This is a genomic window from Corynebacterium capitovis DSM 44611, from assembly GCF_030440535.1.
GTDB classification, from domain to species: Bacteria; Actinomycetota; Actinomycetes; order Mycobacteriales; family Mycobacteriaceae; genus Corynebacterium; species Corynebacterium capitovis.
Genome location: NZ_CP047117.1, coordinates 427,251 through 442,782, shown reverse-complemented (window position 1 = coordinate 442,782; position 15,532 = coordinate 427,251). Strand labels below are relative to the sequence as shown.

Below are 15,532 nucleotides of genomic sequence, written 5' to 3'. Positions count from 1 at the left end.
ATGGGCAGTTTTCGGCTTCTAAATACAAACGCGGGCCCTACACTGCCCCGCATGACCGTATCCTCCCACGTAGAGCAGCTCGACACTCTCGGCGGGCCACAAACGACCGCCGAGAAGATTGCAGACTTGAAGCGGCGCCGGGCGGAGGCCCACGCGCCGCTGGGCACGAAAGCGCACGACAAGGTCCGGGACGCCGGGCGCCTCACCGCCCGCGAGCGCCTGGACTACCTGCTCGACGAAGGCTCCTTCGTGGAAACCGATCAGCTGGCCCGCCACCGCACGCACGAGTTCGGCATGCAGGCCAAGCGCCCCGTCACCGACGGCATCGTCACTGGCTGGGGCACGATCGACGGCCGCGAGGTGTGCATCTTTTCCCAGGACGGCACCGTCTTCGGCGGCGCCCTGGGCGAGGTGTACGGCGAGAAGATGGTCAAGATCCAGGAACTCGCCGTAACCACCAACCGGCCGTTGATCGGCCTTTACGAGGGTGCGGGCGCGCGCATCCAGGACGGCGCGGTGTCCCTGGATTGGATCGCCCGCACCTTCCGCGAAAACGTCAACGCCTCGGGCGTCGTGCCGCAGATCTCGGTGATTATGGGCGCGTGCGCGGGCGGGAACGCGTACTCGCCCGCGCTGACGGACTTCGTAGTCATGGTGGATCAGTACTCGAAGATGTTCGTCACCGGCCCCGACGTGATCACCACCGTCACCGGCGAGCAGGTCACCCAGGAAGAACTCGGCGGGGCGTGGACCCACATGACCACGGCCGGCAACTGCCACTACGTCGCCTCAAGCGACGAGGACGCGCTGGACTGGGTGAGCGACCTCGTCGCCTACCTGCCCACCAGCGCGCGGACCCGTCCGCCGGCCGAGCAGGTCGAGCCGGAAACGGAAATCACACTCGAGGACCACGAGCTGGACACCCTCGTCCCTGACTCCCCCAACCAGCCCTACGACGTGCGCGAGGTCATCTCCCGCATCGCCGACGGCGGGGAGTTCATGGAGATCATGGAGCAGCGGGCGGAAAACGTCGTCACCGCCCTGACCCGCATCGACGGTGAGGTGGTGGGCATCGTGGCCAACCAGCCGAGCGTCTTCGCCGGCTGCCTAGACATCGATTCCTCGGAGAAGGCCGCTCGCTTCGTACGCACTATCGACGCCTTCAACATCCCGCTGGTCATGCTTGTCGACGTTCCCGGCTTCCTCCCCGGCACCAGCCAGGAACACGGCGGCATCCTGCGCCGCGGCGCGAAGCTGCTCTACGCCTACGCAGAGGCCACGGTCCCGAAGATCACCGTGACCATGCGAAAGTCCTACGGTGGCGCGTACTGCGTGATGGGGTCTAAGGGCCTTGGTGCGGACGTCAACCTGGCCTGGCCGACGGCACAAATCGCGGTGATGGGCGCGGCCGGCGCGGTGGGCTTTATCAACCGCAAGGACATCAAGGCCGCCCGCGATTCCGGCATGGACGAGGCGGCTTTGGCCGAGCTCATCAAAAGCTACGAGCGGGAATACGAGGACGCCATTTTGAACCCCTACCTCGCCGCCGAGCGTGGTCTTATCGACGCCATCATTCTGCCCTCGGAAACCCGCACCGCCATCGCCTCCAATTTGAGGCTCTACCGGGACAAGACAGTCTCCCGTCCCGCCCGCAAGCACGGCAACATGCCCCTTTAAAGAGAGAAAGAACTCCAGTGCAGATTTCTACACCCCTTTTGTCTTTGACCGCGCCCGCTATCGTTTTCCAGGGGCAGGGCACCAATTGGCAGCTCGCGCTTGCCGACGCTGCCGCCACCCCCTCCACCCGCGCTTACCTCAGCGACCTCCTCTCCCGGGCCCGTACGCTGACCGGACCGGTTGCGCGCCCGCTGGCCTCTGCGGTGCCCGGCGCGGTGGAGCGTTTGCGGGAACTGATGGATCCCGATCAACCGGCCCCGGGCCGCAAGGACCGCAAGGACCGCAAAGACATAGACTCCCTGACCGCCGTGAGCGTGCCCGGCATTGTGCTGGCACAGATCGCCGCTGTGCGTCAGCTACGCGACCTCGGCGTCGACGTGGATGGGGCGCTTATGGCCGGTCACTCTCAGGGCAGCCTCGGCGTTGCCGCCGTTCACGACCCGGAGTCCACCCTTGCCTTCGCGCTGATCATGGGCGCGGCTGCCGCCACCGCGCACGGTGCGACCGACGCGGCCTCGCGCATGCTCTCCGTGCGCGGCCTGCCCCGCGCCGAGGTTGAGGAGCTGGCGGGTGACCTCGTCGCCGTCATCAACGGCCCGCGCCACGTCGTCCTGGCCGGCGAGCCGGAGCAGCTACGCTCCGCGCGCGAGCGCATCGAGGCGGCCGCCGCGGCCTACAACGCCAAGCTGGAGGACGCCGAGTTCGGTGGCTCGCAGCGCACCCCGCAGTTCGACGAGCTCGACGTCGCCTACCCCTTCCACAGCCCGGCCAATTCCGCGGGCGCACAGCTCGCCGCCGAGTGGGCCGCGGCCTGTAACATCGAGCTGACTCCCCACTCGCCTGCCGAGCTGGCGCAGTCGATCCTGGTGGATCCGCATGACTGGCCGCTGACGGTGCGCACATTGTTGGACAGCTCACCCAGCCACATCCTGTCGCTGGACAGATCCCTCTCTGCGATCACTTCCCGCCTCACCGCAGGCTCGGGTGTGCCGGTTATCACCGTGGACACCGCGACGTCGCGCGACGACCTCGCCGTGCCCGGCACCACCCTGCCGGAGGCCGCCGATTACTCCGCCTACGCACCGCGCCTCGTGCGCTTGCCGGACGGCAAGACCTACACGCAGACTCGCTTCTCGACGCTCACCGGCCTGTCCCCCATCATCCTCGGTGGCATGACGCCGACGTCGGCCGACGGCGAGATCGTCGCCGCGGCGGCCAACGCCGGGTATTGGACGGAACTCGCCGGCGGAGGCATGTACTCCGAGGACGTCTTCACCCAGCACAAAAACACGCTGGTGGAAAACCTGGAACCGGGCCGCACGGCGCAGTTCAACACCATGTTCTTCGACCGCTTCCTGTGGAACCTTCAGTTCGGCCAGACTCGCATGGTGCCCAAGGCCCGCGCGGCCGGCGCCCCCTTCAACGGCGTGTGTATCTCGGCGGGCATCCCCGAGGTCGAGGAGGCCACGGAACTCATTGCGCAGCTGCGCGCAGAAGGTTTCCCGTACATCGCGTTCAAGCCGGGGACGGCGAAGCAGATCCGGGACGCGTTGAAGATCGCCGCGGCCAACCCGGACGTGCCGGTCATCCTCATGGTCGAAGACGGCCACGCGGGCGGCCACCACTCGTGGGTGGACCTGGACGAGATCCTCATCGAGACCTACGCCGAGGTCCGCGCCCACCCAAACGCCTACCTCACCGTCGGCGGTGGCGTGTACTCCCCGGCGCGCGCCGCGGAGCTCATCAACGGCGACTGGGCCACGCGCTGGGACCTGCCGCTCATGCCGGTCGACGCCGTGTTTATTGGAACCGTCGCCATGGCCACGAAGGAGGCGAAGGCAACAGACTCCGTCAAGGATCTCCTGGTCAACACCGAGGGCATTAACCCGACCGACAACGGCGGCTGGGTGTCCCGTGGCACCGGGCGCAACGGCGTCGCGTCGTCGCAAAGCCACCTGCTCGCAGACATCCACGACCTGGATAACTCCTTCGCTCGCGCCTCGAGGCTAATCACGAGCCTGGATCACACCGAGTACGCGACGCACCGCGAGGACATCATCGAGGCACTGTCGAAGACCTCGAAGCCCTACTTTGGTGATGTCGAAGAGATGACCTACGAGCAGTGGGTCTCCCGGTTCGTCGAACTGGCCCACCCATTCGTCGACGCGTCCTGGGACGCGCGCTTCCTGTCGCTGCTCCACCGCGTCGAGGCGCGCCTGAGCGAGGCGGACCACGGAGAGATCGAGACGATCTTCCCCTCCGATGAAGAGGTGGACGTGGCGGGGGCCGTCGACAAGCTGGTGCGCGCCTACCCGCTGGCCAGCGAGGTGAAGGTCTCCCCGCGCGACGCCGCGTGGTGGATTGGACTGCATTACGAGTACCCGAAGCCGATGCCCTGGGTCCCCGCGATCGACGGCGATCTGAAGACGTGGTTTGGAAAAGACACGCTGTGGCAGGCGCAGGACGAGCGCTACACCGCTGATCAGGTCCGCATCATCCCCGGCCCGGTCGCGGTGGCGGGTATTATCAAGAAGAACGAGCCCGTTGCCGAGCTGCTCGCCCGCTTCGAGGCCGCCGCCACGCAGTCGCTTCTCGACGGCGGCGCCACCCCCGACGACCTGTACTCGCGCCTCGCGGACGCGCGGGATGTCGAGTCCTACCTGCGTGCCGCGCCGACGATGATGTGGCACGGCCACCTCATGGACAACCCCGCCTACCACATGCCGGCGGACGCCTTCGACATCGTCGAGGACACCGACGGGTGGGCGATCCGGATCACCACCGATTCCTACTGGGACGACCTGCCCGAGGGGCAGCGCCCCTTCTACGTGCGCGAAGTGACCGTCCCCGTGGATCTTCCGGCGGGCGCGGCGACCGGCGCCTCCCCCGTCGTGTCCGACGAGCGCCTGCCCAAGTCCGTTTACGCCCTGCTCGCGGGCCTGGCTGGTGTCGGCTCGACCTCCGAGGCGGGCGATGAGATCACCGAGATGCCGCGGATCATCGAGGACTCCGTCTCCGCGGATGCCCCGTTCGGCGTCGCGCGCTCCTCGTTCACCCTTCCGGCGTCTCTGCTGGCGGCGCACACGGCCGTCACGGGCGCGGCGCTTGGCTCTGACGTGCCCGCCGGCACTCCCGACGTGCTGGTCGGGCCCTGTTGGCCGGCAATCTACACGGCGCTGGGCTCAGGCCTGCTTCCGGGCGGCTACCCTGTCATTGAGGGCCTGCTCAACGCCGTCCACCTCGACCACGTCATTGACCTGCGCGCCGACCTTCACGAGCTCGCCGACGGCCGCACAATCGAGGTAACCTCGCGCTGCACCTCGATCGCTGAGTCCGTCTCCGGGCGCATCGTCACCGTCGAGCTGGAGCTGACCTCGAACGGCGAGCTCGTAGCCACGCAGATGCACCGCTTTGCCATCCGCGGCCGTGCCACCGTGACCACCCCGCCGACGCAGGCACCCGCCTACGGCGGCGGCCCGGAGTCCGGCCACGTTATGGCCACGCCGCGCTCCTTCGTGGACCGCGCCACTGTCACCGCCCCGCACGACATGACACCGTTCGCGCTGGTCTCGGGTGACTACAACCCGATCCACACCTCCTACAACGCCTCCGCGCTGGTGGGGCTCACAGCGCCACTCGTGCACGGCATGTGGCTCTCCGCCACCGCCCAACACCTCGCCGGGCGCCACGGTGCGGTGACCGGGTGGACCTATTCCATGTACGGCATGGTCCAGCTTGACGACGAGGTGGAGATCACCGTCGAGCGCGTCGGTCGCGTCCGCATCCGCCCCGCCCTGGAGGTCACCTGCCGCATCGGCGGCGATGTCGTCTCCCGCGGCCAGGCGCTCCTCGCCCAGCCCCGCACCGCGTACGTGTACCCGGGCCAGGGCGTGCAGGCCGTCGGCATGGGCAAGGCGGACCGCGACGCGAGCCCCGCAGCTCGCGATATCTGGCGCCGTGCGGACCGCCACACCCGCGCCAACCTGGGCTTTTCCATCCAGCACATCGTGGACGAGAACCCGACCACGCTGACTGTGCGGGGTACCGAGTTCAAGCACCCGAACGGCGTCCTGCACCTGACCCAGTTCACGCAGGTGGCGCTGGCCGTCGTCGCCTACGCGCAGACCGAACGCCTGCGCGTCGACGGTCTGCTGGCCGAGGGCGCCATGTACGCCGGACACTCGCTCGGCGAGTACACCGCGCTCGCATCTTTGGGGGACATCTTCGACCTCGAAGCCGTCATCGACATCGTCTACTCCCGTGGTTCCGCGATGGGTTCCCTTGTGCCCCGCGACGCCGAGGGCACCTCGAACTACGGCATGGGCGCGCTGCGCCCGAACATGATCGGTGTCGGCCCAGACGAGGTGGAGGGCTACGTCGCCTCCATCGCGGAGGACACCGGTGAGTTCCTCGAGATCGTCAACTACAACATCGCTGGCCAGCAGTACTCCATCGCCGGTACGAAACGTGGCCTTGCCGCGCTCGAGCGCAGGGCCAACGCGGTACGCGAGCGTGCCTTCGTCACCGTGCCCGGCATCGACGTTCCCTTCCATTCCCGCGTCCTGCGCGACGGCGTGCCCGCCTTTGCGGAAAAGCTCGACCAGCTGCTGCCACAGGTCATCGACGTCGATGCCCTCGAGCACCGCTACGTGCCCAACTTGGTCGCCCGCCCCTTCGAGCTGACCCAGGGGTTCATCGATGCGGTCACCTCCGAGGTCCCCTCCCAGCGCCTCGCGGGCGTCACGGTGGACAACACCGACCGCGCCACGCTCGCGCGCACCCTGCTCATCGAGCTTCTGGCCTGGCAGTTCGCCTCCCCGGTGCGCTGGATTGAGACACAGGACCTCATCATCGACCGCGTCGAGCAGATCATCGAGGTCGGCCTGGCCTCCTCCCCCACCTTGACCAACCTGGCCAAGCGGGAGATGGATGTCATCGGACGCCACATCCCGGTGCTCAACGTAGAGGCGAACCAAGAGCAGGTCATGCTTGCCGACGCCACCTCCGCCCCCGAGCCCGCACAGCCCGAGGAGGAGTCCGTCCCGGCTGCCCCTGTTACGGACACGCCGGAACCGGTCATCGCGGCCCCCGCACCGGCCCCCGCACCGGCCCCAGTCGCCGCTCCCACCGGCGGCGCGCCCGTCAGCGACCTGCCGTTTACCGCAGCGGACGCGATCATGGTGCTCTTCGCGTTCCAGAACAAGGTCCGCCTGGAGCAGATCACCGACAACGACACCATCGAGGAACTCACCGGCGGCGTGTCCTCCCGCCGCAACCAGCTGCTCATGGACATGTCCGCTGAGCTCGGCGTTCCCGCCATCGACGGCGCCGCCGAGGACGACGTGGCCACCCTGCGCGGCCGCGTCACCACCGCCGCCCCCGGTTACTCCGCCTTCGGCCCGGTTCTCTCTGAGGCCATCACGTCCCGCCTGCGCCAGCTCCTCGGCGCGGCCGGCCTCAAACCCGCCTTCGTCGGCGAGCACCTCGCCTCCGCGTGGGGCCTGCCCGCATCCTGGGCACCGCACGTCGAGGCGGAAATCCTCCTCGGCACGCGTGGCGAGGAGTCGGTGCGCGGCGGCAGCCTCACCACGCTGCCCGCCGTGTCCAGCAAGGCCGAGGCGGCTTCGCTTGTCGACGCCGCCGTCCAGTCCGTCGCCGCCCGCCTCGGGGTGAGTGTCTCTCAAGCGTCGGCAAGCGGTGCTGCTTCTGGCGGGGTCGTGGACTCCGCCGCCCTTGATGCGTACCGCGATGAGGTGACCGACACCCTGGTCACCACCGCGCGCACCCTGTTGTCCAAGCTGGGTATCGAGGACGAGCACGCCGAGGTCGAGGCGCCGGACACGACGGTGTTGGAGACGATCGAGGCAGAGCTCGGCACCGGCTGGGTCAAGCAGGTCACGCCCGTGTTCGACGCCCGCCGCGCCGTCCTTTTCGACGACCGCTGGGCCCAGGCCCGCGAGGACCTCGCCCGTGTCGCACTCGGCGAGGCCGAGATCGCCGTGGAGCGCTTCGCCGGTACCGGCGCGACCGTCGCTGAGCAGGCCGAATGGTACGCCGAGCACGGTTACGCCGGCCCGCTGGCGGAGATCGCCCGGGTGGCTCTTGAGACCCCGGAGCTGGTGTACGCGGGAGATGTCGCTCTGGTCACGGGAGCCGCGCCCGGCTCGATCGCGACGGCGCTGGTGGAAAGGCTTCTGGCCGGAGGTGCGACCGTCATCATGACGGCCTCGCGCGTTGACCAGGCCCGCAAGGAGTTCGCGCGCACCCTCTACCGCGACCACGCCGCGGCCGGTTCCGCGTTGTGGCTCGTGCCCGCCAACCTGTCCAGTTACCGCGACATCGACGCGCTGATTGACTGGATTGGCTCCGAGCAACGCGAGACCGTCGGCAATGAGGTGAAGGTGGTCAAGCCCGCGCTCATCCCAACGCTCGCCTTCCCCTTCGCCGCGCCGGGCGTGTCCGGCTCACTCGCCGAGGCCGGCGGCACCACCGAAACCCAGGCCCGCCTGCTGCTGTGGTCCGTCGAGCGCACCATCGCGGGGCTGTCTGCGCTGGCACAGACCGCCAACGACTTCCCCGCCACGCGCACCCACGTCATCCTGCCGGGTTCGCCGAACCGCGGCACCTTCGGTGGTGACGGTGCGTACGGCGAGGTCAAGGCGGCTTTCGACGCCATCGTGAACAAGTGGTCCGCCGAGACCGGCTGGCCGGAAGGTGTGACGCTGGCGCAGGCGCGCATCGGCTGGGTCGCCGGCACGCAGCTGATGGGCGGCAACGACGCCCTCGTCCCGGCCGCCGAGGCCGCCGGGATCCGGGTGTGGAACCCGGCGGAGATCTCCGCCGAGATCATGGGCCTGGCCTCGCGCAATTCCCGCGCCCAGGCTGCCGAGGCCCCGCTCGACCTTGACGCGACCGGTGGGCTCGCCGACGCGGGCGTGTCCATCGCCGAGCTCGCCCGCACCGCGTCGGTGCAGGCGGAGGGGGCCGCGCAGGCGTCGACAAGCGAAGCTATTAAGGCGCTGCCGAACGTGGCCAACCCCTCCCAGCCGGAAGGCGCTGAGGTGGGCGAGGTGACCTGCGCTCTTGAGGACATGATCGTGATCGTGGGCGTCGGCGAGGTCTCCTCCTGGGGCTCCGGACGTACCCGCCGCGAGGCGGAGTACGGCATGCGCCGAGACGGCTCCGTCGACCTCACAGCCGCCGGCGTGCTGGAGCTGGCGTGGATGATGGACCTAATCCACTGGTCCGAGGACCCGAACCCGGGCTGGTACGACGCGGACGGCGCGCCGGTTGCGGAGGAGGACATTTACGACCGCTTCCGCGACGAGGTGGTCGCCCGCGCCGGCGTGCGCGAGCTGACGGACAAGTACTTCCTTCGCGACCGCGGATCCATCGACCTGGCCCAGGTCTACCTCGACCGCGACATCACCTTCACCGTCGCCAACGAGGCAGAAGCCCGCGAGATCGAAGAGGCCGATCCCGCGTCGACGCAGGTCGCACTTGTCGACGGCGAATGGACCGTCACCCGCCGCGCCGGCGCGACCGCCCGCGTCCCCCGCAAGGCGACCTTGACGCGCACCGTCGCGGGCCAGATGCCCGACGACTTCGACCCCGCCAACTGGGGCATCCCGGCGCAGATGGTGGACAACATGGACCGCATCGCCGTGTGGAACCTGGTCACCGCCGTCGACGCCTTCGTCACTGCGGGTTTCACCCCCGCAGAGCTACTGCAGGCCGTTCACCCGACCGAGGTAGCAACCACGCAGGGCACCGGCATCGGCGGCATGGAGTCCCTGCATAAGGTGTTCGTGTCGCGCCTTCTTGGCGACGAGCGCCAGTCCGACATCCTGCAAGAGGCCCTGCCCAACGTCGTGGCGGCGCACGTCATGCAGTCGCTGGTCGGCGGTTACGGCTCGATGATCCACCCGGTCGGCGCCTGCGCCACCGCGGCGGTGTCTGTGGAAGAGGCCGTGGACAAGATTGCGGTGGGCAAGGCGGACTTCGTGGTCGCCGGTGGTATCGACGACGTCCAGGTCGAGTCCCTGCAGGGCTTCGGCGACATGAACGCCACCGCGGAAACCGCCGCGATGCGCGACAAAGGGATTGCGGACCGCTTCATCTCGCGCGCCAACGACCGGCGCCGCGGCGGCTTCCTCGAGGCCGAGGGCGGCGGAACGGTCCTGGTCGCCCGCGCGTCCGTGGCCGCCAAGCTGGGACTCCCGGTGCGTGCGGTGATCGCCTACGCCTCTTCCTTCGGCGACGGTGCCCACACCTCCATCCCGGCCCCCGGCCTGGGTGTGCTCGGTGCGGCGCGCGGTGGTGCGACATCCCGCCTGGCGCGTTCGCTGGCCTCGCTGGGCCTCTCGCCCGACGACGTCACCGTGCTGTCCAAGCACGACACCTCCACCAACGCCAACGACCCGAACGAGTCCGATCTGCACTCCATCCTGTGGCCAGCCATCGGCCGCGACGAGCGCGCCCCGATGTACGTCATCTCCCAGAAGACGCTCACCGGCCACGCCAAGGCGGGCGCGGCACTGTTCCAGATCGGCGGGCTTATCGACGTCCTCGCCACAGGCGAGATTCCCCCAAACGCCTCCCTCGACTGCGTGGATCCTTTGGTCGGCCTCAAGTCTCGCAACTTGGTGTGGCTGCGGGCCCCGCTGTCGCTGGGTGCGGGGCGTGTGAAGGCGGCGGCGCTGACCTCGCTTGGTTTCGGACACGTCGGCGCGCTTGTGGTGCTCGCGCACCCAGGGGTCTTCGAGGCGGCACTAGCGGCTTCCGGTACATCGGTGTCCGAGTGGCGCGCCCGCGCCACGGCCCGGCTACGCGCCGGCGCCGGGCACCTCGAGGCGGGAATGGTGGGCCGGCGCGCCCTGTTCCAGCAGGTGGAGAATCGTCGCTTCGCGGGAGGCAACACGCACGACGGCGAGATCGCCTTGCTTTTGGACCCAGACGCTCGCCTTGGACAGGACGGTGTGTATCCGCTCGGGTAGCAATTACTCCCCGGGGCGAAGCACAATGCGGATCGGGTCGCCCACCTTATTCTTCAGGTGGTCGACCGCGGTTGCAGCCTCCGAGAGGGGGAGGACCTCCGTGACGGAGGCGTCGAAATTGACGCGACCCTCCGCCAACAATTGCACCACGTCTGGGATACTGTTCGGAAGGGAACCGTAGTGGCCAAGGATGGCATTGCGGTTCATCTGAAAATCCATGTCACTGGGAATGACGACTTCCCCGCCCGAGATGCCGACCAGAACTAGTTTTCCTCCGACGCCTAGGACGCTCAGGGCCTGCTTGCGGACGGGAGGTACCCCTGCGAAGTCGAAGGCAACGTCTAGCATCTTGCCGCCGGTTATTTCGCGCAGCTTGTCCTCGAAGTCGTCGGCCGTGCTGTCAAGCGCGTAATCCGCCCCATACTCCAGCGCCCTTTCGCGCGCCTTGTCGGAAGGATCCATCGCAATAATTGGGGACGCTTTTTCCGCCACAAGCAGTTTCACTGCGTGGGCACCGAGACCGCCAACACCCCACACCCCGATGGTTTGGCCCTCCTTCACTTGGGCGGTGTAGTCGATTGCGGACCACGGAGTAGACACCGCGTCCGGAATGATCGCACCCACCTCAAAAGAGATGGACTCAGGGAGGCTGATCAGGGTGGATTCCTTGGTCAGCACATACTCTGCCCATCCGCCGTCGAAGTCAATGCCGTGTCCGTACACGTCGCCTTTGTCATCGCGGTAGCCGCTTCGCATCACCACCCGATCACCCGGCGCGAAGGACGAGACACCCTCGCCCAGCTTCTCCACGACTCCTGCGGTCTCATGCCCCAGAGTCACCACATCGTCGTCGAGATGCGGAGCGGTCAATGAGCCATCGAGGAGGTGGACGTCCGATAGACATACCCCGGCTGCCATGACCTTGACCAGCACTTCACCGTTGCCCGGCTCGGGGATGGGGACCTGGTCGATTTTCAGTTCGCGGCCCTCGTCGCCGATGTGCATACGGGCGGCCATCATGGTTTTCTCAGCATCGTGCATACAAATCCTGTCCTTAACTTGAACCGTTTCGATCGCGCTATTAAGCGATCGTGTTTAATCGTAGGCTGATTTGGTGCACCCCTCCCACAAAAGGCAGAACAATTAGGGAGCTTGATGTTCACACCTGCATTTCCCGAATAACGTCGGCGAGGTCGTCCTGCTGACGGTGTCCACATAGCGCGACTGCGCGCCGCCTGGGAGCCGATGCGTCCAAACCAAGGGCATCGTTGATCGCTGCCAACGCGGACTCACCGGTCAGGGACGGGTCGAGGCCCATCTCGGAAAGCAAACCCGCAAGACCGGTCAACGACGGGTCGAGGGGCGGGGCAGGAACGACGTCGAACGCGTCAGGCCTAAACCGCAGCCACACCCTGTCCCCGACTTGGCTGCCGAGTTCCTCCAGGAAGCGCCGGATCGTGGAGACCGAGAACTGCTTCAGGCGATTAACGCGCACGTATTGGTCGCCAAGCCGGCTCGGCACCGCCACCTCCCCACCGACTGGAACACGATACAATCCCGCAACGCCACGTGGGACAACGAACCCAGAACCGCGCAGGTGGTCGGGGGTGAGTACGAGAAGCAGGTGCCACGCACCGTCACGGAAGTACATGTTTTTCGAGTCAAACGGCTCGTCATCGATGATTTCGGTGGTTGTGGTGGAGCGGGTGACGGTGCCGTCGATTAGCGAGAAGCCACTGCCTGCGGCGTAGGCGCGCACGGAGGATTCGCTGATGCGCAGGCGCGGGGCTTCGGCGAGGAGGTCGGCGAGCGCAACGGAGCCGGTGGCGTCGATGCGTCGGCCGATCCAGTCGGTGATGGTGGTAAAGGGTTCGAGGCCCCAGCTGGTAAGCGCGTATGTGCCATTGGCGACGCGCGAGATGCGCGGGTCCTCGTTCATCTGGTTGGCCAGGGAGCGAGGATTGGCCTCCACCTGCGCGGCGATTTCTTCAACCGTGAGTGGCTCGCCAGCGACGGACAGCACAGCCACAGCGCGGTCCTGATGGCTGCGCACCCGCGCCATTGTGCCACCGGAAAGCGCGAGGTAACCGCGCTGCGCGAGCCAATCGGCCAACGCCGACTCGTCCGCGTTCACGCTCCTTGCCAGCTCACCCACCGAAAACACACCGTGCGCATCCAGAGTGATCCCGCTTTCCGGGTCAAAGTCCGCGGCGAGCATCCATCCCCCGTCGACTTTCCACAGCCCAAAGAGGCCACGGAAGTACTCCTCATACGTGCAGCCCAGTGACTCATCCACAGTCCAAAGCCAAGGCATTTGTCGCTTCACGACGTCCACCGCCGCCAGCTTCCCCACGCGCCGAGCCACCTGCTGCGCCACCGCAGCGCTGAGCTCGGAGTGTTCGGCGAAGGACGCGCGCAACTGCGTCTCCAATTGACGGATCCGTTCCCGGCTTACGCCGAACTGGGTTCCCAGCTCGTCAAGGGTGGCACCGCCTAGCCAGCGCCGAGTGGCGATGGCCACACGGCGGGGGTCGTGGGTGGTGGCGTCGAGAAGCTCCTGCGTGCACGTTGAAAAGAGAACCGCAATGGTCTCCTCCGTCGTGCCGGGGAAGGGCGCGCCCGCGAGCGCGGCCCAGCCGGCGACGATGTCGCTGGGATCGGCGTCGTCGATGTAAATGTCCGTGTCCACGTATTCCCCGGTGATATCCGCGTCGAGGGCAGCGAGCACCACCGCCTCCACCAGCTGCCGCAGGCGCTTCTCCCCCACACCCGGGATGTCACGCAGGTCGTACACCGTCGCGTCGAGCATGCGAGGAAACCGCTCCTGCCAGCGCAAACCAGGCTTTTCGACGGCCGAGTTACGCACGTCAATGACCAAATCCCTGTCCAGGTAGGACGACATCAGGTGTAAGGACAGGTCCGGGCTGTGCGCGATCCAATGCGATGCCAGAGCGTCCGCGGCGGTGAGGGGAACGGGCGCGTCTGCGACCCACGGGAAGCGCTCCGCAAGTTCCTCATCTGGAGCGACTGCAGACGCCGGCGCGGGGTCGAGCGCAGAGATGAGTCGGGCGAACGTGCGCTCGTCGATCACAGGAACAAGTAGTTCGCGGGCTTTCACAGCCTTGCCGCTCATCGAGTCCGGATTGGCTGCCACCAGAACGACCGTCTTCTTCGTCACGCCACCGAAGACCAGGCCGAGGTCAGTGACGCGACGCTCCCACTCCTCGCGCGGCAGGTCCAACGCGCCAGTAAACGCCACCCGGTCACCGTGGCGCAGCACAAGCTCCTCGATCGGGTTGCCCGCTACGGGCGCGGTGAGGAACGACTCCACGACGTTACCGGCGACGCCGAGCTGCTCCGCCAGATCCGCAAGCTGCGCACGTTCTTCGTCCGTGACCACGCCGTCGAGCCACGCCTGGACCGCCATCTGACGAATGAACTCCTCATGCGTGGCGGCGATATCGTCCAGGGCAAGGCCGTCGCTGATAGCGATGTCGCCGAGATGCTTGATCTCCGAAGCCGAGAGTTGCAAGTCCGCCAGGCTCGCCGTGAGCGCGCGCCGATACCTATCGACGTTCGAATCGCCCTGGTTGGGCAGCGCACTCGTTAGGCGGGCTAACCAGTGTTCGTCCTCCTTCTTACCTCGCACAACCGTCGGCACCTCACGCGGGTCGTTCGGTTCGGCACTAGCTCGCGCACCCAGCAAGACACTGGCGCCACGCTTCTGCACCAAGGTACGCAGGAGGTCGGCGGTTGCTTCGGCGTCGGCGAGGGCGGCGTGGGGCTGGAAGTTTTCGATCCCGACGGCGGTTAAGGCCTCGGAGAGCTTTGCTTGGCCGAGGTGCCGCTGGCTCAGCACCATCGTGTCGAGCCAGTCGATCGAACCCACGTTCGTGTCGATGCCCGCGCGCCTGAACTCGAGGGAGAGGAAACGCTTCTCGAACCCCGCATTGTGTGCGACGGGAATGCGACCGTGGAGAAGATAGGCAAGGTAGGGCGCGACGACCTCGAAGCGCGGCGCACGGACGAGGTCGGTGGCCGTGATCTTGTGCACGTAGCTGTTCGGAATATCCCGCCCGGGTTGCACAAGCGTTTCCCAGGTGCCCTGGTGTTCTAGATCCGGGCCGAGGAGGACGACGCCGATGTCGATGATGCGGTCGGTGCCCCCGAAACCTGTCGTCTCGAGGTCAACCACCGCGAAACCGGGCCGGGTGGTCATGGCTTGTCCTCCTTTTGTGGGGCTCTCTTGGATCTTCGGACTGAACCGGGGAAATTGTACCGAGCGCACAGACGACGAGGGTGGTTTGTGGACTGCTGCCTTTAACGGCCGATTCTGTACGATGTTCATGAACGCGGGCGGGGATGGACCCGAAAGGGGCAGCGAAATTGGATGGATCATGGCTATCTCAAGCTGACGCCTTTCTGTCACGGCCATCGGGACAAGCGCTACTTGAAATGCTCCGCACTCTCCTTCCCGCATCGATCGCGATTTGGGTGGCCTGGACGGGCGTACGGACATACCAACAAAAGACCCGATCAGATGAGGCCACCGAGCTCTGGCGAAGGCGCGACGAGTGGCTATCCAACATGCGCTGGGCCGTTGAGCAGACGCAATCAACTGTCGTTGCGCAGGAAGAATTTGGATGGCGGTATTTGCGAGCATTACTCGAAGAAACGGATGCCCTGGCTAGCTCAGATTCGGACTGGATCCTCCAAATTTCCCAACTACTCCGCGATCACATCAATGTGAACGAAGATGTCATTTCCATTGAATTGGAACGAAAGCGGGTAGAGTTGCAGGTAGCCAAACGGAACGACTTGTCCACGTTCTCCGACGAGGGCACCGAAAATACGTGAGG

Annotated in this window: 5 protein-coding genes; 3 read left to right on the top strand and 2 right to left on the bottom strand. The window is 66.7% G+C overall.

Translation table 11 applies throughout. The features are described 5' to 3' along the window. Positions 1 to 51: 51 nt before the first annotated feature. Both CAPI_RS02160 and CAPI_RS02155 read left to right on the top strand, forming a co-directional pair. Positions 52 to 1,677: an acyl-CoA carboxylase subunit beta gene (locus CAPI_RS02160; protein ID WP_018017637.1), complete on the top strand. Its 1,626-nt coding sequence runs from the start codon at positions 52 to 54 to the stop codon at positions 1,675 to 1,677. Between the two features lie 17 nt (positions 1,678 to 1,694). Continuing rightward, complete coding sequence (locus CAPI_RS02155) at positions 1,695 to 10,673, top strand: type I polyketide synthase (protein ID WP_018017636.1); 8,979 nt, start codon at positions 1,695 to 1,697, stop codon at positions 10,671 to 10,673. A 3-nt stretch (positions 10,674 to 10,676) separates the two neighbouring features. On the opposite strand, the gene CAPI_RS02150 is transcribed toward CAPI_RS02155, so the two are convergent. Together CAPI_RS02150 and CAPI_RS02145 are read right to left on the bottom strand one after the other, a co-directional pair. Then, the gene (locus tag CAPI_RS02150) at positions 10,677 to 11,714 is read right to left on the bottom strand and encodes a zinc-binding dehydrogenase (protein WP_018017635.1); all 1,038 of its coding nucleotides are present in this window, start codon (positions 11,712 to 11,714) and stop codon (positions 10,677 to 10,679) included. Positions 11,715 to 11,832: 118 nt separating this feature from the next. Then, complete coding sequence (locus CAPI_RS02145) at positions 11,833 to 14,892, bottom strand: exonuclease domain-containing protein (protein ID WP_018017634.1); 3,060 nt, start codon at positions 14,890 to 14,892, stop codon at positions 11,833 to 11,835. Positions 14,893 to 15,128: 236 nt separating this feature from the next. Between CAPI_RS02145 and CAPI_RS02140 the strand changes: the two genes are divergently transcribed. After that, positions 15,129 to 15,530, top strand: a complete 402-nt coding sequence (locus CAPI_RS02140; protein ID WP_018017633.1) for a hypothetical protein — start codon at positions 15,129 to 15,131, stop codon at positions 15,528 to 15,530. Positions 15,531 to 15,532 lie beyond the last annotated feature (2 nt).

Coding starts and splice junctions, on each gene's coding strand:
- CAPI_RS02145 (WP_018017634.1), bottom strand. CDS start 14,892: ATGACCACCCGGCCCGGTTTCGCGGTGGTTGACCTCGAGACGACAGGT.
- CAPI_RS02160 (WP_018017637.1), top strand. CDS start 52: ATGACCGTATCCTCCCACGTAGAGCAGCTCGACACTCTCGGCGGGCCA.
- CAPI_RS02150 (WP_018017635.1), bottom strand. CDS start 11,714: ATGCACGATGCTGAGAAAACCATGATGGCCGCCCGTATGCACATCGGC.
- CAPI_RS02140 (WP_018017633.1), top strand. CDS start 15,129: ATGCTCCGCACTCTCCTTCCCGCATCGATCGCGATTTGGGTGGCCTGG.